The organism is Corallococcus exercitus, from assembly GCF_042231735.1.
In the GTDB taxonomy this organism is placed as follows: domain Bacteria; phylum Myxococcota; class Myxococcia; order Myxococcales; family Myxococcaceae; genus Corallococcus; species Corallococcus exercitus_B.
Genome location: NZ_CP102577.1, coordinates 4391175 through 4415369 on the forward strand (window position 1 = coordinate 4391175; position 24195 = coordinate 4415369).

The following is a 24195-nucleotide window of genomic DNA, read 5'->3' on the forward strand; positions in this document are numbered from 1 at the left end:
ATGAAGCCCACCTCTCCCCCCCGCTCCGGCCGGCCCGGCGCCCCTCCCCCCGGACGCGGCGGCAAGCCCGGCGCGCGTCCGGAGAAGCACGGCCAGCGCCCCGAGAAGCCCCGGCCGGACCGCACGTCGCCGGAGCTGGGCCCGGACGGCACGCCCCAGGTGATGCTCCTGCGCCGCGGCTCCGACCGCTGGCTCGCGGGCCCGCCGTGGATCTACCGCGCGGACCTCAACGGCGACCCCGGCCTCCAGGGCGGTGAAGTGGTCCGCGTGGTGGACGGCCGCGGCTGGTTCCTGGGCAAGGCCTTCTATTCGAAGCAGTCGAAAATCTCGCTGCGCTGGCTCACCAACGACGACGTCGCGGTGGACGTGGACTTCTTCCGCCAGCGCCTCCAGTCCGCCGAAGCGCTGCGCAAGCTCGCGCTGCCTGGGGAGACGACGTACCGGCTGGTGCACGGCGAGGCGGACGGCCTGCCCGGGCTCGTGGTGGACCGCTACGGCGACTACCTCAGCGTGCAGTTCCTGGTCCCCGCCATGGAGCAGCGCAAGGCGCTCATCGCGGACCTGCTGGAGGAGCAGTTCCACCCCAAGGGCATCGTCAACCGCTCCGACGTGAGCGTGCGCCACCTGGAGGGCCTCCTCCCGGAGAAGGGCCTCCTGCGCGGCGCGCTGCCGCCGGGCCCGGTGCCTTTCGACGAAGGCCTGGTGCGCGTGCGCGCGGACCTGCTGGAGGGCCAGAAGACGGGCGCGTTCCTGGACCAGCGCGAGAACCACGTGATGGCGGCGCAGTACGCCTTCGGCGAGGCGCTGGACTGCTTCAGCTACGTGGGCGGGTTCGCGCTCCAGCTGGCCACGCGCGCGAAGCACGTCACGGCGGTGGAGATTTCGGAGTCCGCCTCCGCGCAGCTGCGCGACAACGCCCAGGCCAACAAGCTCACCAACCTGGAGGTGGTGACGGCCAACGCGTTCGACTTCCTGCGCGACGCGGTGGACGAGGGCAAGCGCTACGACACCATCGTCTTGGACCCGCCCTCCTTCGCGAAGAACAAGGACGCGATTCCGGCGGCGGTGCGCGGCTACAAGGAGCTCAACCTGCGCGCCTTCCAGCTCCTGCGGCCCGGCGGCATCCTGGTGACCGCGAGCTGCACGTACCACGTGGACGAGCAGGCCTTCGAGGAGATGCTCGCCTCCGCGGCCTCGGACGCGAAGCGCCGGGTGCAGATCATCGAGCGCCGGGGCGCCGGCCGCGACCACCCCGTCCTCCTCAACCTGCGCGAGACGCGGTACCTCAAATGTTTCGTGCTGCGCATGCTGTGAGATAGGGTAGGACCCATCCAGGGGGTCCATCCATGGGACCCCGACGTGCGGGAACGGTTCAGGGCATGGCACGCCGGGATTGGGACGACGCAGACGACGAGAGCCCCGCGTCCGGGACGCGGGCGTTGGAGCGCGCCATCCAGGAGACGCGCACCGTGTACCGCCAGGCGGACGCGGCGTACGCCCCGTACTCGTGTCCGGCGAGCGGTGAGTGCTGCCAGCTGTCGGTCACGAAGCGCCAGCCCTGGCTGTGGCTCCCGGAGTGGGAGCTGCTCAAGCGCAGCAAGCCCCTGCCGCCCGCTCGCGCCGACGGGGCGTGCCCCTACCTGGATGCGGCGGGCCTGCGCTGCACGGTGTACGCGGACCGGCCGTTCGGGTGCCGCACGTTCTTCTGTCAGCGCATCCAGGGCCCCGCGCGGCAGCCGTCCGAAGAGGTGGCCCGGCTGCTCCTGCGGTTGGAGCGGATTTCACAGCGCGTGATGCCCTCGCTCCAGGGGCCACGCCCCCTCCTGGAATGGTATGCCGGGGTCAGTACCGCCCCGGCCCGGGAGGAACAATGAAGTTCATGCTGCAGACGCGGTGGCGCGCCCACCGGAGTCCCCCCGTGTGCGCGGGGTTCACGCCCATGGGTGTCCGAGGATGATCCCCCCGCGTTGGTTGCTTGCGCCCCAGGAGTTCAAGGGGACCTTGAGCGCGGCCGAGGCCGCGGAAGCCATGGCGGAGGGGCTGCGGGAGGCCTCTCTGGAGGTGGTGCTGGACGTGGCGCCGCTCGCGGACGGAGGTCCGGGCACGCTGGACGCGCTGCTCGTGGGCATGCCGTGGGGCGAGCGCCGCAGGCTCACGGTGCGTGGCCCGCTGGGCGCGCCGGTGGAGGCCTCCTGGGCGCGGCTGGACGACGGACGCACGGCGGTGGTGGAGATGGCGCAGGCCTCCGGGCTGACGCTGGTGCCGCCGGAGCAGCGGGATGCGCGGGCCGCGTGCACGCACGGCACGGGGCAGCTGCTGCGCGAGGCCCTGGACGCGGGCTGTGAGCGGCTCATCGTCGGGCTGGGCGGCAGCGCCACCACGGACGGCGGCAAGGGCGCGCTGGAGGCGCTGGGCTTCCGCTTCCTCGACGTGGACGGAGCGCCCCTTCCGCCGGGCGGCGCGAGCCTCGCGAGGCTGGCGCGCGTGGACGCGACCGGGAAGCACCCCCGCCTGGAGCAGGTGGAGCTGCTCATCGCCACGGACGTGACGACGCCGCTCCTGGGGAGCGACGGCTCCGCGCGCCTCTTCGGTCCGCAGAAGGGTGCGGACGCGGCGGCGGTGGAGGAGCTGGAGGCGGCGCTGGCCACGTTCTGCCGCACCGTGGACGAGGCCACCGCGAACCTGCCGGGCGCGGGCGCGGCGGGAGGGCTGGGCTACGGGCTCGCGGCGCTCGCGGGTGGGAAGCTGACGTCCGGCTATGACCTGGTGGCGCGGGCGCTGGGAATGGAGCGGCGCGTGCTGCTCGCGGACCTGGTGCTCACGGGCGAGGGGCGCTTCGACCGGCAGACGTCCATGGGCAAGGGCCCCGTGGCGCTCGCGAGGCTGGCGCGCGCGCAGGGCACGCACGTGGTGCTCTTCGCGGGCATCGTGCAGCGAGACAACGGCCCGGAGCTGTCCCTCTTCCGCGAGGTGGTGGAGCTGAGCAGCCAGGCCCGCCCTGGTGCCAGCGCGCGGGAGACGCTGCGCGAGGCCACCGCGAAGTGGGCCCTCGCGCGCCTGGGCCGGTAGCCCCCGTGCAACACCCGCGCTACGGGTCCAGCGGATCCGTCGTCCGCACCACGCGCATTCCGGCGGCGCGGAAGCCCTCCAGCGCCTCCTTCGCCACGCGCGGGAAGTCCAGGCCCGGGGGCAGCGGTTGCAACGGGGGCGCGGGCACGGGGCTCATCGCGTCCTCCAGGATGTGGATGCGCTGGAGCTTCGACCTGTCCGTGCGCTCCAGGTACTGCTGCAGGTCGCGCAGCGTGGACAGCACGCAGTGCGAGCTGGCCTGCCCGAAGACGTACACGCGGTCGAACGTCATCAGGTGCTCCATCAGCCGCGCGTTGAACTCGCCCACGCGCTGGCCCTTCACCTCCGTCACCTCCGGCGCCATCACGGAGTAGTTCTCCGTCAGCGGGTGCTCGCCCTTCAGTTCGAAGTGCGTGGGCGTGTCCCGCACCAGCGCGTGGAAGAGGCTCGCCTCGTACATCGCGGGCACCAGCGCGTGGCTCTGCCCGCCCAGGAGCGCGTGGTAAGGCCAGATGGTCAGCACGTACCGGCCGCTCGCCTCCAGCCCCTCGCAGTACGCCAGGCTTTCCTCCGGATGGCGCGTCGCCCGCCAGCGGCCCTCCCGCACGTCCTTCGCGGTGATGACCGTCATGGGCGCGGGCGGACGGCCTTCCGCGTCCTTCCACCACGCCGGATGGAAGATCTGGAAGGCCCGGTGCGTGTCCAGCGAGAACACGAGCCCCGTCAGCCGGTCCAGGTGCGTGTACAGCCAGCGCAGCGTGCGCTGCGTGTCCTCCACCGCGCCCGGGACGAAGAGGCTCGCGCCCGGCGTGCAGAAGGCCACCTGCGCGTCGATGCCGAACGCCGCGATGCGGAAGCGGTCCTCGCGGGCCGGACGCACGCGGTGCTCGGCCGCGTAGCGGTGGGCCTCCTGGGAGACCTCCGCCACGCGCTCCAGGTAGAGCTGACCGGCGCGTGCGTCGTCGTGGAACCGGGGTGGGGGCAGCGACATGAGACGTCCTCTCCAGGCCCGCCAACAGCCGCCGCGCCTGACGTCAGCGGCCCTGCGGGAAGTGGCGCCGGGTGATGGACTCCACCAGCGCCTGCGTGGTGGCAGTGTACCCGATGCGCTGCTCCTCCGGCGTCAGGCCTTCGGACCCCACCAGCGACGGCGCCGACGCGGCCGACTCCATCAGCGGGAAGTAGCCCTGGGGCGTCGCCTCCCCCGCCTGCCCCACCAGCCCCAGCGGCCCGGAGCCCGTGCGGCGGCGGAACAGCACGGGCGTGCCCGGCACGCTCTGCTTGCCCTCCGCCAGCTCGTTGCCGAACTTCATCACCGGCGTCGCGCCCGAGCACGACAGCTTGTAGATGGCCGCCACCCGGTCGCGCGTCAGCGCATGGGACATGGTGCGCGCGACGATGTGGCCGCCGTAGCCGTAGAACTGCGTCGTCGGCTCCCAGCCCACCTGCTTGCGCAGCTCCTCGAACTCGCGCGTCATCTGCGCGTCCAGGCCGTCCTCCAGGATGATGACCGGCTTGATGCCCAGGTCCCGCGCGCGCGTCACCGCGTACAGGTACTGGAGCTTCTTGTTCCCGGAGTCGAACCGGATGGAGTCCCCGCCCTGCGGCTCCTCGGAGATGAGCTTGAACGCCGCCGGGATGCCCGACGTCAGCGTGTCGAAGGTGTCCAGGAGGTAGCTGGAGCGCTGCGGCCTGCGCTCGTGCATCGCGCGGTAGGCCGCGTCGTCGGAGCCGTAGCGCTGCACATGCTCGTGGCCCATGGTGCCCACGGGAATCATGTTCAGCACGCGCGCGCCCTCCACGTTGCTCGTGCGCTGCACGCCCGCCTCCTGGCACGCGCGCAGGGCCAGCTCGTGCTGCTCCAGACAGGTCGCCGCGCGCAGGCCCACCTCGAAGATGCGCGAGGGGTCCTCCACGATGTCCACCAGCTCCTTCACCTGCGCCCGCACGCGCTGCTGGTAGCCCTCCGGGTCCACGCGGATGGACACGGCCCGCACGCCCACCTGGTCCAGCGTCTCCAGGGCGATTCGCTTCTCCTCCTCGCACGACACCGTGGCCAGCGTGCGCGCCAGCGCCTCGCGGTCCTGCAAGGCCTGCGTGGCCACCTGGACGCGGTAGTTGAGCTGCAACAGCATCGGCTCCAGCCAGGACACCAGCGCGGAGGGGCCGGTAATCGTGAGGATGGGCTCGCGCGGCAGGAACAGCGCGCCCCGCGGGATGGCGCGCACGGACAGCCGCTCCTTGCGCAGGATGGCGGCCTTGAAGCCCACGCCCATCTCGTAGTCGTGCCGGGCGAGGAACGCGTAGTCCTCCGCCTGCGGCTCCGGCAGGAGGGCGCGGACCCAGGCCTCCAGGTCCAGCGGCATCACCTGGGGCCCGCCCTTGCGGTGCGAGTAGTAGAACGTTTCCTTCCGCAGGGGCCAGCCGGCCTCCGCCATGCTGAACTTGTAGCCATCCGTGGCGAGCAGAGACTGGGGCATCGGGAAGCGGCTCCTTATCGTTGACCCCGAGACTATGCGTGCCCCCCACCCGGCACCTAGGACCAAGGGTTCCGACGGATGCGGGAAACCACGGGTGGCCTGTCACCCGCCTTTCCTCCTAGAACAGACACATTGGGGAATGCGCCGGATGCGACAGGTCCGGTTAAGCTGTCACGACTCACAACGAAGCAAGGTGCCCATGCCCGCAGAGAACGAGACGCAGAAGGTCGAAGCGGTACTGCGCGAACATGCGATGAGCTACCCCGGCGCCCACGAGGACTTTCCCTGGGGCCACCGCGCGATGAAGGTCAACGACAAGACCTTCCTCTTCATGACCGTCGACGGCGAGAAGCTGAACCTCTCCGCCAAGCTGCCCGACTCCAAGGACGCCGCCCTCACGCTGCCCTTCACGGAGCCCACCGAGTACGGCCTGGGCAAGAGCGGCTGGGTGACCGCCCACTTCGACGAGGCCTCGCAGGTGCCGGTGCCCGTCATCAAGGCGTGGATCGACGAGAGCTACCGCGCCATCGCGCCGAAGAAGCTCGTGGATCAGCTCCCCGCGCGGGGCACCGCCGTCCCCGGCCCCGCCGCCAAGCCGTCCAAGGCCGCCGCGGGCAAGAAGGCCTCCGCGCGCCGGGCCGCGGCCCCGGTGAAGAAGACCGCCAAGAAGGTCGTGGCGAAGGTGAAGACCGTGGCCAAGAAGGCCGCCGCCCGCGTGAAGACCGTGGCCAAGAAGGCCGCCACGAAGGCCGCCAAGGTCGCCCCCGCCGCCAAGGCCAAGGTCGCGCGCAAGCCCGCCGCCCCGGCCCGCGGCAAGCGCCCCGCCGCCTCCGCGCCCAAGCGCGCCCGCCGCTCGTAGGAGCGCGCGAAAAAGAGAACGCGCGGAAGAGGGGGGCCCACCGGCCGCTCCCTTCCCGCGCGTCAGGACCTGCTTGAAGACGGGCTACTTCCCGCCGCGAGCGCCCCGGCCCGACGGCGCCTTGCCAGCCGGCGCCCTGGTCGCGGGGGCCTTGCGGCGGGCGGCCGGCGCGGCCTTCTTCGCGGGCTTCGCCTCCGGCTCCACGAACAGCTTGTCGTAGTCGCGCATGCTGCGGCGGATGACCTCCATCGCCTCCTGCCGGTCGTAGACCTCCGCGATCTCCACGCTGCGCTTTCCCTCACCGGGAATCTGCTTGTAGGTGAGGAAGTAGTGCTTCAGGCGGTCCAGCAGCGGGCGCGGCAGCTGGGCGATGTACTGGAGCTCGCCGTAGACGAGGTCCGACTCCAGCACCGCGATGATCTTGTCGTCGGCCTCGTTGCCGTCGACCATCCGGAAGCCGCCCACGGGCACCGCGTGCACCAGCAGGTTGCCGTTGGAGACGGCCTTCTCCGTCAGCACGCAGATGTCGATGGGGTCACCGTCGCCGTGGATGTCCTTGTGGCCGGTGCGCTCCGCGCAGCGCTTCGCCACCTGCTCGCCGCAGTACGTGCGCGGGATGAAGCCGTAGAGCGTGGGGCACTGGCTGCTGAAGCGCTGCGGCCGGTCCAGCATCAGGATGCCGGACTCCTTGTCCATCTCGTACTTCACGGCGTCCGTGGGGACGATCTCGATGTACGCGGTGACGACTTCAGGAGCCTCCGGCCCGGGCGAGATGCCATGCCAGGGATGGGCCTGCGACGTGGTCTGGGTTGTCTTCTTCATGGAGTGTCTCCCGAGCGTTGGCGCGCCTCGGCGTACAGCCCGGCCACCGCTTCTTCCAGGCGGCGGGTGAGGGTATCCCGGTCATCCAGCGTCAGCCCCTGCGTGGGCACCGGCTTGCCCACCACCAGCGCCACGCGCTGGCCCCACTGGATGGCCCGGCCGCCCTTGGGAAGGATGAGCCGGGTGCCGGAGATGGCCATGGGGACGACGGGGACCTGCGCCTGGATGGCCAGCGTGGCGGCGCCCTTCTTGAACGGCCGCAGCTCGCCATCCGGGCTGCGGGTGCCCTCCGCGTAGAACAGCACGCTGACGCGCTCGCGCAGCGCCGTCACGGCCTCCTGGAGCCGGGCCCGGTCATCCGCGCCGCCCGTGCGCTGCACGGGGATGTTGCCCGCCACGCGCATGGCCCGGCCGAACACGGGCACCTTGAAGAGCTCCGCCTTGGCGACGTAGCGCGTGTGCTTGTCGATGTGCGCGAAGTTCACCATCGCGTCGAAGTGCGACTGGTGGTTGCTCACGAAGACGACGTTGCCTTCGCGGGGGATGTTCTCCAGGCCGAAGGCTTCGTGCCGCACGCCCGCGGCCGCGAGCGCCGAGCGCCCCCAGGCCCCGAGCACCCGGTCCGCCGCCGGGTGCTGCTTCAGCCCGGACAGCACCGTCACCGTCGCGGACGTCACGCCCGTGAGGCCCACCGTGGCCGAGCCGGCGAACACCGTCTGGAGCACCTTGAGCATCAGACGAACCCGTGCGCGGGGAACAGGAGGACGTCCTCGATGCGCTGGACCCCGAGCAGCAGCATGAGGATTCGGTCGAGCCCCACGGCGATGCCCGCCGAAGGCGGCATGCGGCCCACCGCCTCCAGGAAGCGCTCGTCCAGGGGATACACGGCGCGGCCCAGCTTGCGGCGCAGGTCCTGCTCCTCCACCAGCCGCGCGCGCTGCTCCGCCGCGTCCGTCAACTCGGAGAAGCCGTTCGCCAGCTCCAGCCCCTTCGCGTACAGCTCCACGCGCTCCGCCACGCGGGGGTCGCCGGGCTTCAGCCGGGACAGCGCCGCCATGGACGCGGGGTACTCGATGAGGAAGGTGGGCCGCTCGTGGCCCAGGCCCGTCTCCACCTTCTGCAGGAACAGGTGGAAGAAGACGTCGTCGAAGGACGTCGCGTCCCCGGTGCGCACGCCCGCGGCCTCCGCCGCCCGCTTGAGCGACGCGCCGTCCGCGTGCACGTGGATGTCTACCCCCGTGGCGCGCAGCACCGCGTCGCGCACCGTCACCCGCTCGTACGGCGTGCGCGTGAAGAAGGAGGGATCCGCGCCGGGCTCCCCTTCCTTCGCCTCCGCCGCCGCCCGGCCCGCCTGGGCCAGCGCGCCCTCCAGGTCGTCCATGATGGCGTGGTAGTCCGCGTGCGGCCGGTAGAACTCCAGGAGTGTGAACTCCGGGTTGTGCGTCTGGGACACCTCGCCATTCCGGAAGACCTTGCAGATCTGGAACAGCGGCCCGGCCCCTTGAGCGAGCAGGCGCTTCATCGCGTACTCGGGGCTGGTGTGCAGGTAGAGCGTGCGGGCCTTGCCCAGGTCCGTCTCCGGGACGAAGGGCGTCTCGAAGGGGGAGATGTACGGCTCCATGCCGGGGGTGGGCACGAGCAGCGGCGTCTCCACTTCCAGGTAGCCCTGGCCGGCGAAGAACTGACGCAGGGCGGAGTACAGGCCCTGGCGTCCTCGGGCCGCCCGCCATGGGTTTACGTTGGGCATCGGCAGGTCGGAAGTAACATGGGCGGCCCATGTCCCCAAGGATTCCGTCCCTCCTCGCCGCCGCCGTGTGTTTGCTGAGCGCCTGTCACAAGGCGCCGCCCCCGGTGGTGGTCCCCCCTCCCAGCGAGGAAGCACAACTGACCGGGGAGGTGAACGCCCTTTCCACGGAGGCCGCGCTCCTGCTGGAGGAGCAGCACCGGCTCGTCTGGGACTACTGGACGGAGGGCAAGGCGGTGGACATCGCCGCCACCTACAGCGGCAAGCAGGACCTCTTCAGCCTGGAGAACCTGCGCCGCATCGACCGGCTGAGGCACCTGACGAAGGACCCGCGCGAGCTGCGCGCCCTCACCGCGCTCCACGGCCACTTCGCCGGTGAGTTCCTGGCGCGCGAGCTGGCCGAGTACAACGACGCGTCCGCCAACCTGGAGGCGTCGCTCAAGCTGAGCGTGGACGGGCGCGAGGTGCGCTACCACGACCTGGAGCGGCTGCTCGCCAACGAGAAGAGCGCCCTCAAGCGCAGGGCGCTCTACGCGGCGGCCACGCCCGCCCTCACCCGCCTCAACCAGACGCTCCTGCGCCGCGAGGCGAAGACCGGCGAGCTGGTGAAGCAGATGGGCTTCGAGTCCTACGAGGCCTTCGGCAGCGAGCTGCGCCAGGCGGACCTGGAGCGGCTGGCGCAGCTGGCGGAGGAGGTGCTCCAGGCCACGCAGGAGCCGTACCGGCTGGTGATGGAGCGGCTCTCCCAGCGCGAGCTGGGGCTGCCCTTCGCGCAAATTACCCGCGCGGACATCCCGCGCCTGTTCCGCTCGCGCGAGGTGGAGGACGCGTTCCCCAAGGGCGAGTCGCTGGCGAAGGCGCAGGCCACCGTGGCGGGGCTGGGCATCGACCTGAACGCGCTGCCCAACGTGAAGGTGGACGCGCGCGACCTGCCCCAGAAGAACCCGCGCCCGCTGGCCATGGCGGTGAAGGTGCCGTCCGACGTGCGGCTGTCCTTCAAGCCCGGCACGGGCGTGCTGCACCAGGGCCGCGTGCTGCACGAGGTGGGGCACCTCCTGCACACGGCCTTCACGCAGGAGCAGCGCTTCGAGCTGGCGCGGCTGGGCAACCCCACCGTGGGCGAGGCGTACTCCGCCCTCTTCGAGGACCTGCTGGAGGACCCGGTGTGGCTGGAGGAGAACGCGGGCGTGCTGGGGGACGCGGACAAGCGCGCCCAGTACCTGGCGGCCTCCAGCGCGCACAAGCTGTACCTCATCCGCCACGCGGCGGGACGGCTGCTCTACCAGCTGGAGCTGCACCGCCGCACGGACGTGGATCCGCGCGAGCTGTACCGCGCGCTGATGGCCCGCACCGGCGCCATGCCCATGACGGCGGACGACGTGGAGCGCTACCTCGTGGACCAGGAGGACTTCTACCAGTCCGCCGACAGCTTCCGGGCGTGGTTCCTGGCGGGGCAGCTGCAGGGGCAGCTGAAGGCGCGCTTCGGCCCGGCGTGGTGGCGCGCCCCGGAGGCGGGCGCGTTCCTCAAGGAGCTTTGGGCCCGGGGCACCGCGCCCTCCGCGCGCGAGCTGACGCAGGCGCTGGGCGAGAACGGCCTCGCGCCGGACGTGCTGCTCCTGCGCCTGAGCACCACGCTCCAGGTGCCCATGAAGCTGGACCTGCGCCGGCTGGACGACACGCCTTCGCCGCCCGCTCCCGCGGCCCCCGGCGCGACGCCGGCCGCGGTTCCGGAGATGCCCCGGCCTCCGGCCACGCCCCTGCCCTCCTAGGCCCGCCGCCCGGGCCCGCTGCCCGAGCCCGCCGCCCGAGCCCTAACGGGCCCTTCCCGTTCCCACCCGTTGCACGTAGGGTCCTCAGCCATGGTGTCCGTGAAACAGCTCCGTCCCTTCGCGGGGGCCTCGCTGGAGTCCTTCCGGTCCGCGTCCGGCTCCGTGGCCCTCATCCAGCAGCCCGTGGAGTCCGCCTTCCTCGCCGTGGCCCCGGCCATGGTGGGCATGCGCACGGTGGGCATGGCGCACCGCTCGCGCATGGGGGAGCGGCTGCTCGCGATGCTGCGCGACTTCGACAACCTGGAGGTGCACTTCCTTCAGCCGAACCAGGACGGCGAGGAGTTCACCGTGGGCCGCACCGACACGTGCGACCTCATGGTGCCGGAGCCCTCCGTCTCCCAGCACCACGCCACCCTGCGCTGGAACGCGGGCGCCGGGGACTTCTCCGTGCGCGACGCCCAGTCCATGAACGGCACCTTCATCAACGGCGCGCCCCTGGGCTTCAAGGCCCAGGTGATGCTCCACGACGGCGCCACGCTCGCCTTCGGCGACGTGCAGTTCCTCTACCTGCGCGCGGAGACGCTGCACCAACACCTGCGCCTCGCCGTGCCGGGCACGCCTGCCCCCTGAAACGCGAAGGCCCCGCCTCCACGCTTCGGGAGACAGGGCCCTCACTTCACTTCCAGGTCCGCGCGGGGACTACAGCAGCTTCATCAGCTCCGCGCGCTTGGCGTTGTACTCCTCGTCGGAGAGCACGCCCGCGTCCTTCAGCTCCTTGATCTCCTTGAGCCGCTGCGCCGGGCTGCGCGTGTCCGCCGGAGCGGCCGCCTGCGCGGGCTCCGCGGGGCGCTGCTGCTGCTGGTTCTGCTGGTTGGCGAACATCTGCGCCATGCCGAACCCCATGCCCATGCCCATGCCCTGCATGGCGCCGTCGGAGCCGCCACCGCCCTTGGCCATGCCCTCGGACGCGCCGAGCATCGCCTGACCCTGCGCGTACTGCTGGAAGCCGCCGGCCAGCCGCGAGTACGCGACGTCCTTGGACAGCTTCTTCAGGGTGATTTCGTCCTCGGGCTTGATGCTGACGACGAAGTTGCCCATGCGGACGATGGTGAGGCCGTAGGTGTCCACGTGCGGCTTGAGGCCGGCGAGGATCTCCTGCTCCATCTCCTCCACGTAGGCGCCGCTCGTCACGTCCAGCAGCGGCCACTTCTTCTTCACCAGCAGCTCGGCGGTGCGGTCGCGCGTCACCTTGAGCACCTGGCCCTTGAACCAGCCCAGGAACTCCTCGTTGGAGGCGCGGCCCATGCCGACGAGGCCCACCACGAGCTTCTCCGGCTCCGTCACGCGGATGGAGAAGTCGCCGTACACCATGGTGCCGATGCCCAGGCCCGTCTCCGGGTCGCGCACGTCACCGATGGGGCCGCCGAACTTCACGCCCGTGTGCTCGCGGTTGGAGACGAAGAAGATCTCCGCCATGAACATGTTGCCGCCGGTGAAGCCCTCCAGCAGGCGCGACAGGAACGGGATGTTGTTGGTGTCCAGCGTGTGACGGCCGGGCCCCAGCTTCCCCTCCACCTTGCCGTCCTTGACGAACAGCGCCACCTCATCCGCGTCCACGGTGAGCTGCGTCTTCATCCGGACGTTCTTCTCCGGATACTTGTAGACGATCTCGCCCTTCGCGCTGTCCGCGCGGGCGATGAAGTTCCGCTGCGCCTCGCCCTTGATGCTGTCGAAGATCCCCATGTCTGTTTCAGCGCCTCCGTGGCCGCCTGGGCGGCAGGTCTTCAAAGCTTCGTATCCCCAACCCCTAAATGCGGGGCCGCCAGCGCGAAAGCGCCACCGCGCTTCCCCCGGCATCCTCTCCTGGAACATACCAGCTTCACGGGCGCCTGCCCGTCCGGCCGGCCCACTGGCAGTCCACTCGCCAACCCGCCTGTGACTCAACCCCAGCGGCTGACCAGACGTTCCCGGTCCAGCAGCCGGATGCTGGCCCCCAGCAGGATGAGGTCCAGCACCAGCACCACCGCGCCCTGGATGGCGTAGTACCCCAGGCCCGCCTTGAGCACGCCCGCCACCTGCCCGCCCACCAGCCCCACCAGCGGCAGCACCACCAGCGCGGACAGCTGCTGCGCCATGCGCGCCTCGCTCACCCGGGCGGAGATGAGCACCGCGACGCCGTTGCCGAAGAAGGCGAACAGCGGCGCGAGCACGAACACGCCAAAGCCCCACAGTGCGTTGGGCATCAGCGGCGCGCCCACCAGCGGCCACGCCACCCAGTCCACGCCCACGCAGAACAGGGCGAAGGCGAACCAGGTCATCATCACCGCGGGCACCAGCGCGGCCAGGCTCTTGCCCGCCACCAGCTCCGCCGCGGACACGGGCGACGCGAGCAGCGGCTCCAGCGTGCGCCGCTCCTTCTCCCCCGCCACGCTCTGGGACGCGATGAGGATGGGGATGAAGACGGGCATCACCAGGAACATGCCGAACCAGTCCGTGAGCGACTTGTCGATGAGGAAGCGCGCCGCGCTCGCGCCCAGGGGCAGCGTGGGGTCGTAGAAGAGGGCCACCGTGCGCAGGTCGGAGTGGTCCGGCTGCCGCACGTACGTCCACACCACGCCGATGGGCACCGTCACCATCACCAGCGGCAGCACCGCCATGGACGCGAGCAGGCCCACGTTCTTGCGCAGGTCCAGCGAGTCCTTCCAGAACACCGCCAACGCGCGTCGCGGCCGGAAGGCCATGCTCACGTCTCCTCTTCCCGCAGCAGGTCCAGGTACACCTCTTCCAACGGCCGCTGCGCGGGCACCACGCTGTGCACGCGCGCGCCCGCGCCCACCAGGCACGCCACCACGTCCGGCGCCTGCGCCTCGTCCGCCACCATCACCCGCAGGCGGCCCCCCTCCACCAGCACGTTGGGCGTGAACGGCAGCGCCGCCAGCGCGGGCCGGAAGGCCTCCGCGTCGCCCTCCACGCGCACGTCCAGCGCCTGCCCCGCGCGGCGCAGCTCGCGCACCGGGCCCAGCGCCAGCAGGCGGCGGCGCACGACGGCCACGCGCTCGCACAGCCGCTCCACCTCCGCCAGGTTGTGCGAGCACAGGACGATGGTGCGCCCCTCGGAGGCCAGCTCCGCCACCGCGTCGCGCACGGTGCGCGCGGACTCGGGGTCCAGGCCGCTGGTGGGCTCGTCCAGGAAGATGACGCGCGGGTCGTGCACCAGCGTGCGCACGATGGCCAGCTTCTGGCGCATGCCCTTGCTGAAGCCGCCGCACGGGTCGTCCTCGCGGCCGCCCAGCCCGAAGCGGTCGAGGTAGTGCTTCGCGCGGGGCCACGCGACGGACTCGTCCAGCTCATGCAGCTTCATGAAGAAGCGCAGGTTCTCCCGCGCGGTGAGCCGGTCGTAGAGCCCGGGCTGTTCGGTGAGCAGCCCCACCACCTTGCGCAGCGCCTCACCGTCGCGCGTGACGGAGTGGCCCCACACCTCCGCGTCGCCGCTGGAGGGCTTGAGCAGCCCCGTCAGCATGCGCACCGTCGTCGTCTTGCCCGCGCCGTTGGGGCCCAGCAGGCCGAACACCTCACCGGGCCGCACGTCGAAGGTGAGGTCCTCCACGGCGGTGCGCTCGCCGAAGCGCTTCGCCAGCCCGCGCACGCGCAGGCCTCCCTCCACGGGGGACTCCACGCGAGCGACGGGCAGGGGGCGGCTCACTCGATGGTCACCAGCACGAACTTGTTGTTGATGTCCCGGTCGACGAGGGTGACGGTCTTGTCGGAGCCCACCGCGCTCCTCAGCAGGTTCACGCGGTTGTGCTCCACCAGCGCCCACTCGCGGCCGGGGCGCGCCGCGAACTGGCGCATGCGCGTGGCGGAGTCGCTGGCGCGGAACTGCTCCACCGTGTTGCGCGAGTAGAACGTCTCCCCGCGCCAGTTCATCATGTACGCGGCGATGGGCTCTCCCGCCTGGCGCTGGTTGTAGTAGCGCCAGAACAGGTCGCGCTGCGTCCAGTGGTGGGACAGGTCCACCCAGTGGCCCCAGTTGAACCAGAGCGCGAACGCCGCGGCCAGGCCCCAGAACGTGCTGAACAGCAGCACGCGCGAGCGCTGCAGCGCGGCCACCACCGCCAGCACGCCGGCCACGCCGAACGCGAAGCCCATGCCCACCTTCACGTTGATGGTGCCGGACAGGGCCTTGAACAGCGCGTCCGACGCGGGCGGGCCCCGGAAGCCGCGCACCGCCAGCGCCACGCCCACCAGCGCCACGCCGAAGCCCACCGCCTGGAGCACCGTGCGCCCCGGAGCCTCCTCCGGCCGCGACGCCTGCCAGATGAGGAAGCCCGCGAGCGCCAGCAGCGCCACGCCCCACAGCCCCATCGCGGACACCTGCCCCTGCGTGGCCACCGCGGCCAGCGTGGCCCCGCCGGTGAGCAGGAGCCCCAGCGCGATGGCGCGCCCGGCGGCCGGACGCGCCTGCTTCACCTTGGAGGAGAACGCGTCGAAGGCCAGGTACACGCCGAAGGCCAGCAGCACCAGCGTCACCAGGTCCCCCATCCACAGCGGGCGCGAGGAGAAGAACGCGATGGGCCGGGTGACCAGGTCCTGCGGATAGGGCCGGTCGTAGTTGTAGACGAACAGGTCGGTGAAGTCCTTGGGGTTCTCCGACAGGTCCTTGCCCACCAGGATGAAGAGCACCAGGCCGAAGATGAGGCTCACGGCGTGCTCGGAGATGCCGTCCTTCCACAGCCGGTCCACGAACAGCGCGCAGAGGATGGCCAGGCCCGGCAGCACCGGGAACACGTAGTGGTGGAACTTCGTCGCGCTGGAGGCCAGCAGGTAGAACGCGAACGCCACCCACAGCACGGCGATGAGCGCCAGGTGGTCCGCCTTGTCCCGCGAGCGCAGCTTGAGGCGCGACACGACCGCGAACGCGCCGGGCAAGAGCGCCACCCACGGGAAGATGGCGAAGCCGCCCTGCTCGATGAAGTAGGTGAACGACCCGCCCGGCGTGGTGGTGTGCACGCCCGCGGTGAGGCGGTTCAGGTGGTCGTGGATGAAGAAGCGGTACCAGAACAGCTTGCCCTCGTCGTCCACGCCGTCGAAGAGGCACAGCGTCAGGTACCAGGGCACCGCCACCGCCGCGAACACGAGGATGCCCGTGCCCAGCTTCATCCGGTACATCTGCGCCCACAGCACCGGCATGGTCCGCGTGCCCGCGCGCACCTGGGCGCGGACCTCACCGCTGGCCAGCCAGCGCAGGTGCGCCTCCAGGCTCTCGCGGCTCCACGGGATGACGGCGGCGGCCGCGTACAGCACCAGGATGACCGCGGGCAGCCCCACGCCCAGGAGGCCCTTGGCCAGCGTGGCCAGGCCCGCGAAGACGTAGAACGCGTACCACCAGCCAGCGCGGTGCTTCGTGGTGTCGTCCAGCTGCCCGATGAGCGCGCACGCCATGGCGCACACGAAGGTGGTGACGAAGGGCGTGTCGGTGACGGTCTGCCGGGTGAGCAGGAAGTACAGCGGCATGGTGGCCAGCACGAAGCCCGTGGCCAGGCCCGCGCGCATGCTCACCACCCGCGCCACCGCCAGCGACAAGAGCGCCACGGCGGTGATGCTCAGGAGGGCGAAGGGCATGCGCATGCCCCACTCCGTGTAGAGGCCCATGGCGCCGTCGCCCCGGAGCGCGCCGACGAGGTTCATCCCCAGGGCCTGCATCCACATGGTGAGCGGCGGCTTGGAGAAGAACCACGCGTTCTCCCAGAAGGGATAGACGTAGTCGCTGCGCTGGATCATCTCCCGGCCCACTTCGCCGTAGTGCGTCTCCCAGGGGTCCCACAGGCCCACCGCGCCCAGGTAGGGCACGAAGAGCAGCGCCGCGAAGCCCGCGGTCGCCAGGACCACGCGCGTGCTGAAGGACAGGGCCAGCCATCGCTTCGCCCATGAAGACGTCAGGGTGTCCTCACCGAGGATGGCCTGGGTGAAGGTGGAGTCCCCCTGCGAGTTCTTTTCGCCGTCGCTTGCCACGCGCGCGTGCTCCTTCGTCGTCCGGGACGGGCCCACCGTGCACCGCCTGGGGCCGGGGGGCTTATACCCCCACCACCCCCGCCGGTCGACCGACCTGGAAGGGGGTGCGTCGTTCTCGCGCCAGTGCGCGCGCCTCCGAGTGCACAGGTGCTGTGCAGGCGCCTGCACAGCCGCACGGGCAAGTCCGCGGAAGCCCGTCCTCCAGCCAGGGGCACGGGCCTTGTAAGGGCTCCCCATCACGAAGCCTGACCGCGTGGCCGGAGCGCGGAAGGCTGCTCATGAGGAGCAGTGATGCTGGTCTCAGCGGTGACCCTGGGGTGTGCCCTCCTGCTCGGGCAGGTGTCGGAGCCGGAGGTGGCGGCGCCGGAAGCGCCCGTGGAGACAACGCAGGCCGCGGAGCCGCCCGCGGAGCCGGAGCCGCCCGCGGAGCCGGAGCCGTGGGACTTCCAGATGGCCGTGCCAACCGCCTCGTCTCCCCAGCAACGCTACGACGCGCGGGCGCTGTGCCTCAAACTGCCGCCCACGCCCGCCGTGCCTTCCGGGCAGTGGCGCGCCCGCTGCGACGAGGAGAAGAAGGAGTGCCTGGTGTCGCCCGCCCAGGTGCTGGACTCGCAGGGGCATGAGAGCGACCAGCCCCTGGACCGGGTGGACTGGTGCGTGCCGCACCTGATGCCCACGGAGAAGGCGCGCGAGTACCGCCTGGTGCCCGCCATCGCGGAGGCGCCGCCGGGCTGGTACCGCGACGAGCGCGGGCGGGTGCTCCAGTTCAACTTCGACCTGCACCGGCGCGTCTACCTGGGCGGAGCGTGGGCGCCGCGCTGGCTGCGTGAGACGGACGGCGTGGATGAGCGCGTGCGCGTGGACTTCGGCGTGGACCTGGAGTGGCCCGGCGATTCCGACCGGCTGCACCGGATGACGCTCCTGGACACGGAGCTGTACCTGGGCGACGCGGCGTCCTACGAGGCCACGCTCCTGCGCTACGACTTCCGCAGCCAGCACGACGCGCCGCTCTTCCGGGTGACGACCTTCTACGGCCGCCCCCGGCGCTTCGACGTCTACGCCAACCTGGGCTTCTGGATGGAGGTGCTCCACGGCGAGCAGGTGCGCCGCGAGGACGTGCACGCGGACTTCCTCTCCCTGGCGGCGACCCACGTGACGCTGGACCTGTGGCACTCGAGCGACCTCGTGTCCTACGTGCGCGTGCGCGCGGGCCCCTCCGTGGAGCGCGACCGGACGAACGGCTTCTTCACGCTCGTTCCCGCCGCGGCGCTGGAGGGGGACCTCACGCTGGACCGGGACGGCTTCCACCACGTGCGATTCGGCGCGGAGGCCCAGAAGGTGCTGCTCGCGGAAGCCGTGGACGGCCGGCCCCTGCGTCCGGAGCGGCTGCGGCTGCGCGCGGGCTACGAGGTCATCCTGCTGGCCATCAACGACCAGCCCGTGAGCCTGACGCTGGACGGACGCGGGACGTGGCGCGACGACGTGGCGAACGCACCCGAGGGCTGGGCGTGGTCCGCGCAGGCGGGCCTGCGCTTCTCGCTGTGGGCCCCGGCGAGAAGGTCCGCGCCGAAGTCGTCGCCTGGGAAGGGCTAGGCCCGGCATGGTGGCGCTCGCGCTGGCATTGCTCCTGGGCACCGTGCCCGGCCTGTCGTGTGAGGGCCGGACGGCGGCCGGAGAGCCGTTCCCCACCTGCTTCGACCCCGGCACCGGCTGGGTGCTGGGCACCGCGCTGCGCGTGCAGGACGACACGCAGGCCCTCGCCGTGCGCACGGGGTTCCTGGTGCGCGCGGACCGTTCGAGCGGCAGCAAGGCGGACTCGCTGTGGTTCGACTCGCACCGGCTGCTCATGACGGAGGCGTGGGGCGGCGAGCGGAAGGGACTGACCTTCACCGCCTACGAGGGCTTGCTGCGCAGGCACGTGGAGGAGGGCTCCATCCTCGTCTCCATCGGGCGGCCCCGGCGCATCCCCTTCCCGTTCGACGTGGCGCTCGCCGCGCGCGCGGCGCACCTGGAGCGGCGCACATGGGAGGGAGCGGGCTGGACGCTGGAGACGGGCCGCGTGGGGCTGCTGTTGGATCCGCTTCGCACGAACGCCAACTGGGGCTGGCTCGCCGTGGGCCCCGCCGCGAGCCATGCCCTGCGCCATGCGCCGGACGGGACCCGGCACGAGGTGTCCCCCTTCACGTCCCTGCTGCTCGACGCGGGCTGGGAGACGCGGGACGGCCGGTGGGCGCTGCGTGCGACGGGGCTCGCGGGCTGGAGCTTCGAGCTCGATGGCGGCGCCCGGTTCCGGGCGCGCGGCGAGGTCGCGCTGGAGCACGTGCTCCTCGCGGTCAACGATGCACCGGTGTTCGTGCGGCTCACGGCCACGGGCGTGAGGAACGACGCGGGGCTCTTCCGGCGCGATGAAGGGATGCTGGGCGCGGGGCTCGCGGTGCGTCCGTTCGGCGAGCGCTGAAGCGGCGCCCTCCCGCTACGGCCCGTGCGGCTCGAGCGCGGCCTTCAAGGCGCCCTCGGCCGCGCGCAGCCGCGCATCCCGCGGATCCACGCGGCGAGCCTCCTCCAGGCGCAAGAGGGCCCCGGCGGTGTCCCCTCGCGCCAGCGCGCAGCGCACGCCTGCCTCCAGGGCGCCCGTGTCGGACGGCCCGTACACCCGCGCCTCCTCCGCCGCGTGACAGCCCGCCTCCACCTGCCCGGACTCGAAGTACGCACGGGCCAGCTCCACCCGGGTGTCCACCTGCGTCGGCGCCAGCCGCACCGCAGACGCCAGGGGCTCCACCGCGTCGGCCGCCAGCCCCCATCTGCGCAGCGAATGGCCCAGCTCCCGCAGCGGTCCCGCGACCCCCGGCACCAGCAGCGCCCGCGCTCGGGCGACCCGCAGGCTCGCGGGTTCCTCGAAGCGCACGTCCGCCGTCATCCGCTCCACCACCCGCGCATAGGCCGGATAGGCCTGCGGCCAGGTGAAGACGAGCCGGTACACCCACTCTCCGCGTGGCACGAACCACGCCACCAGGTGCGTCCGCCCGTGTGCCCCGTCCAGCTCCGCGCGGATCCGCTGTGCGGGCCTGCCCCCCAGCGACGCGGGCTCCACGGCGCCCACCGACACCGTGCGCCCCTCGGGCCCCGCCCTGCCGGGCACCAGCGACTCGTCCAGGAAGTGCCGGGCCTGCGCGGAGCCGTCCCCCGGCTCACCCGCCTCGATGGCCTCCGCCGTGAGCGTGGCCCGCCCCAGGCCCGTCAGGCCGTTGGAGAAGGCCCGCCGGCCCTGGCCATCCTCCTCGCGGCGCCACCCTTCCGGCAGCGACACCGCCACCCCGAAGCCGTCGTCGCGCTCCACCCGCCACCCCGACCGCTCCGTCACCACCACCGCCGCGCCCAGCACCGCGAGCCCCACCAGTGACGCCGCCCGCGAAAGCCCCGGCCCCCACGCCCGCGAGCGCAGGAGGACGCCCACGAGCAGCCCCGACATCAGCCCCCCCAGGTGCCCCGCGTTGTCCACGCCCACGCTCGTCCACCCGAGCCACAGGAAGACGAGCACCGTGGGCAGCGCGTTCTCCCCGGAGAACCACCGGAAGCGCGCCCCCGGGCCGTTGCGAGCCCGCCGCCCCAGCACCAGCAGCGCCCCCACGCAGCCGAACACCCACCCCGACGCGCCCACGCTCACCGCCGGCGACCAGAAGAGCGAGCCCGTCATCGTCGCCAGCCCCGACACGACCAGCAGCGCCACGTAGTCCCACCACCGGCACGCGCGCTCCACCGCCGTGCCCACCCCCGCGAACACCAGCAGGTTGAGGCCCAGGTGCAGGGCGTCCCGGTGCAGGAGGTTGGCCGACAAGAGCCGCCAGCCCTGCCCCGCGTCCGTCACCAGGGGGCCCGACTTGGCTCCCCAGCGGATCAACGCGTCCACCCCGGGCGACCCGCCGGACGCCACCATTGCGTACAGAATGGCCTGGGCCGCGATCAGCGCTATCGTGAGCCCCGGTATCCTGCGCTCCCCACCCTTTCCGGCCAATCGACCGATGGACAACAGTGCCTCCCTGCCCCTGGGATGGGCGAAAAACCCTGTCGTTCTCGGGGGATACATGGCTTGTCTCGGCAAAGGGCATTCTGCTATAGCTGTACTCGGACCGGACCCGTGCTGAAGCTCATCATCGAAGACGACGAGGGGCGCAAGACCGTTGTTCCCTTCGTGCGCGACGAAATCACCATTGGCCGTCAGGAGGGCAACACGATCCGCCTGACCGAGCGGAACGTGTCACGTCGACACGCCCGGCTGGTGCGCCTCAATGGACACGTCGTGCTCGAAGACCTGGGGAGCTACAACGGCACCCGGATCAACGGCGAACGCGTCGCAGGCCAGCTCCCTCTCAAGGAGGGCGACCTCATCCAGATCGGCGACTACGATCTGGCCTTGCAGGTCGAGGGCGCGGCCAACGCTGGCGCCCCCACTGGCGCCATCACCGCCAAGGTGCCCGCCTCCCGCCGGCCGGAGCCGGAACCGGAGGAGGACGACGACGAGCGCGGAGGCCCCGCCCCCCGCGACACCATGGTGGATGGCGAGGACGAGGCGGAGGACCCCGAGGATGAGGACGGCGACGAGCCGGGCCACACGCCGGTGTCCGCGGAGGCGCGCCGCAACGCCACGTCCATCATCCGCATGGACCAGATGGAGGCGGACCGGCCCCGGCGCGTGGAGCGCGTGCCGGAGGACGAGCAGCCCCGGCTGCTGGTGCTCGCCCCCAACGAGTTCAAGGGCCAGGAGTACGACTGCAACCGCACGGAGCTGCGGATCGGCCGCACGTCGGAGAACGACGTGGCGCTGGACCACCGCTCGCTGTCCCGCACGCACGCGAAGATCGTGCGCGAGGAGACCGGCGAGTGGCGCGTCATCGACATGCAGTCGGCCAACGGGCTGTCGGTCAACGGTGAGAGCTACGCCCAGGCGACGCTCGCCCACGGCGACATCATCGAGATGGGCCACGTGAAGCTGCGCTTCGTGGGGCCGGGCTCGCTGGCGGAAGACATCGCCGCGCAGGAGCGCAGCGGCTCCAAGAAGATGTGGGTGGCCGCGGTCATCGTGTTCCTCTCCATTGGCGCGGGCGCGGCGCTCTTCGTGGTGAAGGGGCAGGACCTGCTGCCCAAGCCGCCGGACGCGCCTCCGCCCGTGGTCGCCGCGGATCCGCAGCCGGTCCCGGAGCCGCCTCCCACGACGAAGCCCACGGAGGCCATGGCCGCGAATCCGCCCGCGACTCCGGACACGAAGCCTCCCGAGCCCGCTCCTGTCGACACGAAGGCGCTGGAGCAGGAGTTCGACACCGCGCTGGCGGCCGCGGAGCTCAACAAGGCTCGCGCGGCGCTGAACTCGCTGCAGCAGGCGAAGGGCTACCCGGCCAGCAAGGCGAAGGACTTCCAGCGGAAGCTCGAAGCCGAAGACAAGGCCTGGGGCCTGTTGGACGCGGCCGAAGCGGCGCTCCAGAACACGCAGACCACCAAGGCGGTCACCGCCCTCAAGGGCTTCTCCTCGAGGATCGAGTCCTTCAACACCCGCTACGAGACGCTGAAGAAGCAGGTCGAAGAGGCCCAGCGCGCCGAGGCGGCAGCGGCAGCAGCGGGCAGTCCGACCGAATCCAGGTCCGCGGTCCTGAAAGGCAAGACCGCCGCCGACTTCGATAAGGACAAGACCCTGATCAACCAGGTTCAAACCGAGGTCAACGACCTGAACAAGGCGAACGACCTTCCGGGGGCGCTGGCGGCTGCCGAGGACTGCGCCCGGATCGCCCCGAAGGTTCCTGAGTGTCACTTGATGCTCGGCGTGCTGTACGCCAAGGCCAAGGACTTCAAGAAGAGCGAGCGGCACTACGAGCAGTTCCTCAGGCTGACGCCCGAGGGCTACCCCAAGCGGGACCGCGTCATCAAGGTCCTGAGCAGCAACAGTCTGAAGGGTGATGGCAATGCAGCGACGCCCCAGACGCCCAATCCCCCCGCCTCGAGCAATGGCGAGTAGTCCCCCCCGCAGCACTTCCCTCAACCCTGCAGCGAGGAGACGCTGTGCAGATTCGCATCCTGGTAGTTGATGACGAGCAGGACAACTGCGACTACCTCAAGCTGGTGCTGACCCGTGAAGGCTACGAGGTCGTCACCACCACGGACCCCACGCAGACGGTGGACATCCTCCGGGGCTCCGACTTCCACCTCGTCATCCTCGACATGATGATGCCGCAGATGTCCGGCACCGAAGTGCTGGAGCTCATCCGCAAGTACGACACGGACATCGCGGTCATCGTCGCCACGGCCTACCCCACCGTGGACACGGCCGTCGCGTCGCTCAAGGCGCAGGCGTCCGACTACGTGAAGAAGCCCATGGAGCCGGAGCAGTTCACGGCCGCCGTGCGCAACGCGCTGCAGAAGAAGGGCCTGTCCCAGGACCCGGAAGCGGACCTGCACCGCGCCATCGGCCGCACCATCCGCGACGCGCGCAAGACGCAGGAGCTCACGCTCAAGCAGCTGGCCCGCCGCACCGGACTGTCCGTGTCCCTGCTGTCCCAGATTGAGCGCGCGGAGTCCTCCGCGTCCATCTCGTCGCTCTACAAGATCGCCTCCGCGCTCCAGCTGCGCATGGGCGAGCTGTTCGGCGACACCTAGCGACCGTTGAACCGGGGCGCGCGCTTCTCCAGGAAGGCCGCGCGCCCCTCCTTCGCATCCTCGCTGCCAAACGCCTCGCCGCGCACCTGACGCAGGTGCGCGACGTCCTCCGGAGACAACCCGGAGCGCGCCAGCAGCCCGAACGCCTCCTTCATCCCCGACACCGCCTTCGGCGCCCCCGCGGCCAGCGTCGCGCACAGCGCCAGCGCGCGCCCCTCCGCGTCGTCGGGGCACTCGTCCAGGAGCCCCCACGCGAGCGCCTCCGACGCCGGCAGCCGCCGCGCGGTGAGGAACAGCTGCTTGGCGCGTGAGAGCCCCAGAAGCCGCACCGCCCGCGTCAGCCCCTCCGGCGAGTACACGATGCCCAGCCGCGCTGGAGGCATGAGGAAGAACGCGTCGCCCGCGCCCACGCGGAAGTCGCACGAGGCCGCCAGGTCGAAGCCCGCGCCCACCGCGCCGCCCTGCACCAGCGCCACCGACGGCGCCGGGTGCCGCTCCAGCTTCAGCAGGCACGCCACCAGCAGGTCATCTGGCAGCCGCCCGTCCGCGCCCGGCGGGCCCAGGTGCGTCAGGTCATAGCCCGCGCAGAAGTGCCCGCCCTGGCCGCGCACCAGCAGCGCGCGCACGTGGCCGGCAGGCTCCAGCGCCGCGTCCAGCCGGGCCAGCAGCGCGTCATTCAGCGCGTTGCGCCGCGACGGGTTGGAGACGGTGAGCACCCGGACACCGCCCTCGCGATCCTCCACCTCCAGCGTGGGCTCCATCCCTGGCCTTGCTCCCCGTCCCCCTGAGTGAAGCGCG

At 71.5% G+C, this 24195-nt stretch carries 21 protein-coding genes; 10 read left to right on the forward strand and 11 right to left on the reverse strand.

The window, feature by feature from the left end; all coding sequences use genetic code 11:
* The 3 genes from NR792_RS16995 (at nt 1) to NR792_RS17005 (ending at nt 3069) form a co-directional block, all read left to right on the forward strand.
* On the forward strand, nt 1-1314 hold the full coding sequence (locus NR792_RS16995) for a class I SAM-dependent rRNA methyltransferase (protein ID WP_375761073.1): 1314 nt from the start codon (nt 1-3) through the stop codon (nt 1312-1314).
* Nucleotides 1315-1379: 65 nt separating this feature from the next.
* Nucleotides 1380-1874: a YkgJ family cysteine cluster protein gene (locus NR792_RS17000; protein ID WP_375761074.1), complete on the forward strand. Its 495-nt coding sequence runs from the start codon at nt 1380-1382 to the stop codon at nt 1872-1874.
* Between the two features lie 79 nt (nt 1875-1953).
* Nucleotides 1954-3069, forward strand: coding sequence for a glycerate kinase (locus NR792_RS17005; RefSeq protein WP_375761075.1), 1116 nt, complete (start codon nt 1954-1956; stop codon nt 3067-3069).
* Between the two features lie 19 nt (nt 3070-3088).
* Here NR792_RS17005 and NR792_RS17010 read toward each other — a convergent pair whose 3' ends face one another.
* Together NR792_RS17010 and NR792_RS17015 are read right to left on the reverse strand one after the other, a co-directional pair.
* Nucleotides 3089-4060 carry a nicotinamidase gene (locus tag NR792_RS17010; RefSeq protein WP_375761076.1) on the reverse strand — a complete coding sequence of 324 codons (972 nt, stop codon included), beginning with the start codon at nt 4058-4060 and terminating at the stop codon, nt 3089-3091.
* A 43-nt stretch (nt 4061-4103) separates the two neighbouring features.
* On the reverse strand, nt 4104-5549 hold the full coding sequence (locus NR792_RS17015) for a nicotinate phosphoribosyltransferase (protein WP_375761077.1): 1446 nt from the start codon (nt 5547-5549) through the stop codon (nt 4104-4106).
* Nucleotides 5550-5748: 199 nt separating this feature from the next.
* On the opposite strand from NR792_RS17015, the gene NR792_RS17020 reads away from it, so the two are divergent.
* Entirely contained in the window at nt 5749-6408 is a 660-nt protein-coding gene (locus NR792_RS17020; RefSeq protein ID WP_375761078.1) for an MmcQ/YjbR family DNA-binding protein, read from the forward strand.
* Between the two features lie 84 nt (nt 6409-6492).
* On the opposite strand, the gene NR792_RS17025 is transcribed toward NR792_RS17020, so the two are convergent.
* The 3 genes from NR792_RS17025 to epmA are packed head-to-tail and all read right to left on the reverse strand — an operon-like array spanning nt 6493 to nt 8977.
* Nucleotides 6493-7230 (reverse strand): inorganic pyrophosphatase, encoded by a 738-nt coding sequence (locus NR792_RS17025; protein WP_375761079.1) that lies wholly within the window; start codon nt 7228-7230, stop codon nt 6493-6495.
* On the reverse strand, nt 7227-7964 hold the full coding sequence (locus NR792_RS17030) for a lysophospholipid acyltransferase family protein (protein ID WP_375761080.1): 738 nt from the start codon (nt 7962-7964) through the stop codon (nt 7227-7229). Before NR792_RS17030 ends, NR792_RS17025 begins: the two co-directional genes overlap by 4 nt.
* Complete coding sequence (gene epmA, locus NR792_RS17035) at nt 7964-8977, reverse strand: EF-P lysine aminoacylase EpmA (protein WP_375761081.1); 1014 nt, start codon at nt 8975-8977, stop codon at nt 7964-7966. Before epmA ends, NR792_RS17030 begins: the two co-directional genes overlap by 1 nt.
* Nucleotides 8978-9126: 149 nt before the next feature.
* Between epmA and NR792_RS17040 the strand changes: the two genes are divergently transcribed.
* Both NR792_RS17040 and NR792_RS17045 read left to right on the forward strand, forming a co-directional pair.
* Nucleotides 9127-10743, forward strand: coding sequence for a chromosome segregation protein SMC (locus NR792_RS17040; protein ID WP_375761082.1), 1617 nt, complete (start codon nt 9127-9129; stop codon nt 10741-10743).
* 90 nt (nt 10744-10833) lie between these two features.
* Nucleotides 10834-11373, forward strand: a complete 540-nt coding sequence (locus NR792_RS17045; protein ID WP_375761083.1) for an FHA domain-containing protein — start codon at nt 10834-10836, stop codon at nt 11371-11373.
* Between the two features lie 69 nt (nt 11374-11442).
* Here the strand turns inward: NR792_RS17045 and NR792_RS17050 are convergent, their stop codons facing one another.
* The 4 genes from NR792_RS17050 to NR792_RS17065 form a co-directional block, all read right to left on the reverse strand.
* Entirely contained in the window at nt 11443-12486 is a 1044-nt protein-coding gene (locus NR792_RS17050; protein WP_375761084.1) for an SPFH domain-containing protein, read from the reverse strand.
* Nucleotides 12487-12683: 197 nt separating this feature from the next.
* Entirely contained in the window at nt 12684-13484 is an 801-nt protein-coding gene (locus NR792_RS17055; RefSeq protein WP_375761085.1) for an ABC transporter permease subunit, read from the reverse strand.
* A gap of 2 nt (nt 13485-13486) precedes the next feature.
* Nucleotides 13487-14446, reverse strand: coding sequence for an ABC transporter ATP-binding protein (locus tag NR792_RS17060; RefSeq protein ID WP_375761086.1), 960 nt, complete (start codon nt 14444-14446; stop codon nt 13487-13489).
* Nucleotides 14443-16755, reverse strand: coding sequence for an ArnT family glycosyltransferase (locus tag NR792_RS17065; RefSeq protein ID WP_375761087.1), 2313 nt, complete (start codon nt 16753-16755; stop codon nt 14443-14445). The genes NR792_RS17060 and NR792_RS17065 overlap by 4 nt, the downstream gene beginning before the upstream one ends.
* A 291-nt stretch (nt 16756-17046) precedes the next feature.
* Between NR792_RS17065 and NR792_RS17070 the strand changes: the two genes are divergently transcribed.
* Together NR792_RS17070 and NR792_RS17075 are read left to right on the forward strand one after the other, a co-directional pair.
* Nucleotides 17047-18348: a hypothetical protein gene (locus tag NR792_RS17070; RefSeq protein ID WP_375761088.1), complete on the forward strand. Its 1302-nt coding sequence runs from the start codon at nt 17047-17049 to the stop codon at nt 18346-18348.
* A gap of 7 nt (nt 18349-18355) precedes the next feature.
* A complete protein-coding gene (locus tag NR792_RS17075) occupies nt 18356-19213 on the forward strand; it encodes a hypothetical protein (RefSeq protein WP_375761089.1) in 858 nt (285 codons plus the stop codon).
* Between the two features lie 15 nt (nt 19214-19228).
* Here NR792_RS17075 and NR792_RS17080 read toward each other — a convergent pair whose 3' ends face one another.
* Entirely contained in the window at nt 19229-20662 is a 1434-nt protein-coding gene (locus NR792_RS17080; RefSeq protein WP_375761090.1) for a rhomboid family intramembrane serine protease, read from the reverse strand.
* A gap of 228 nt (nt 20663-20890) precedes the next feature.
* Between NR792_RS17080 and NR792_RS17085 the strand changes: the two genes are divergently transcribed.
* Both NR792_RS17085 and NR792_RS17090 read left to right on the forward strand, forming a co-directional pair.
* Complete coding sequence (locus tag NR792_RS17085; RefSeq protein WP_375761091.1) at nt 20891-22759, forward strand: FHA domain-containing protein; 1869 nt, start codon at nt 20891-20893, stop codon at nt 22757-22759.
* Nucleotides 22760-22803: 44 nt separating this feature from the next.
* Nucleotides 22804-23397 (forward strand): response regulator, encoded by a 594-nt coding sequence (locus tag NR792_RS17090; RefSeq protein ID WP_014398871.1) that lies wholly within the window; start codon nt 22804-22806, stop codon nt 23395-23397.
* Here NR792_RS17090 and NR792_RS17095 read toward each other — a convergent pair.
* Nucleotides 23394-24158 carry an enoyl-CoA hydratase/isomerase family protein gene (locus NR792_RS17095; RefSeq protein WP_375761092.1) on the reverse strand — a complete coding sequence of 255 codons (765 nt, stop codon included), beginning with the start codon at nt 24156-24158 and terminating at the stop codon, nt 23394-23396. The genes NR792_RS17090 and NR792_RS17095 overlap by 4 nt on opposite strands.
* Between the last annotated feature and the right edge of the window lie 37 nt (nt 24159-24195).

What these genes read in the sequence shown, in the direction of transcription:
- NR792_RS16995 (WP_375761073.1), top strand. Translation starts at nt 1, where the DNA reads ATGAAGCCCACCTCTCCCCCCCGCTCCGGCCGGCCCGGCGCCCCTCCC.
- NR792_RS17000 (WP_375761074.1), top strand. Translation starts at nt 1,380, where the DNA reads ATGGCACGCCGGGATTGGGACGACGCAGACGACGAGAGCCCCGCGTCC.
- NR792_RS17005 (WP_375761075.1), top strand. Translation starts at nt 1,954, where the DNA reads ATGATCCCCCCGCGTTGGTTGCTTGCGCCCCAGGAGTTCAAGGGGACC.
- NR792_RS17010 (WP_375761076.1), bottom strand. Translation starts at nt 4,060, where the DNA reads ATGTCGCTGCCCCCACCCCGGTTCCACGACGACGCACGCGCCGGTCAG.
- NR792_RS17015 (WP_375761077.1), bottom strand. Translation starts at nt 5,549, where the DNA reads ATGCCCCAGTCTCTGCTCGCCACGGATGGCTACAAGTTCAGCATGGCG.
- NR792_RS17020 (WP_375761078.1), top strand. Translation starts at nt 5,749, where the DNA reads ATGCCCGCAGAGAACGAGACGCAGAAGGTCGAAGCGGTACTGCGCGAA.
- NR792_RS17025 (WP_375761079.1), bottom strand. Translation starts at nt 7,230, where the DNA reads ATGAAGAAGACAACCCAGACCACGTCGCAGGCCCATCCCTGGCATGGC.
- NR792_RS17030 (WP_375761080.1), bottom strand. Translation starts at nt 7,964, where the DNA reads ATGCTCAAGGTGCTCCAGACGGTGTTCGCCGGCTCGGCCACGGTGGGC.
- epmA (WP_375761081.1), bottom strand. Translation starts at nt 8,977, where the DNA reads ATGCCCAACGTAAACCCATGGCGGGCGGCCCGAGGACGCCAGGGCCTG.
- NR792_RS17045 (WP_375761083.1), top strand. Translation starts at nt 10,834, where the DNA reads ATGGTGTCCGTGAAACAGCTCCGTCCCTTCGCGGGGGCCTCGCTGGAG.
- NR792_RS17050 (WP_375761084.1), bottom strand. Translation starts at nt 12,486, where the DNA reads ATGGGGATCTTCGACAGCATCAAGGGCGAGGCGCAGCGGAACTTCATC.
- NR792_RS17055 (WP_375761085.1), bottom strand. Translation starts at nt 13,484, where the DNA reads ATGGCCTTCCGGCCGCGACGCGCGTTGGCGGTGTTCTGGAAGGACTCG.
- NR792_RS17070 (WP_375761088.1), top strand. Translation starts at nt 17,047, where the DNA reads ATGCTGGTCTCAGCGGTGACCCTGGGGTGTGCCCTCCTGCTCGGGCAG.
- NR792_RS17075 (WP_375761089.1), top strand. Translation starts at nt 18,356, where the DNA reads ATGGTGGCGCTCGCGCTGGCATTGCTCCTGGGCACCGTGCCCGGCCTG.
- NR792_RS17095 (WP_375761092.1), bottom strand. Translation starts at nt 24,158, where the DNA reads ATGGAGCCCACGCTGGAGGTGGAGGATCGCGAGGGCGGTGTCCGGGTG.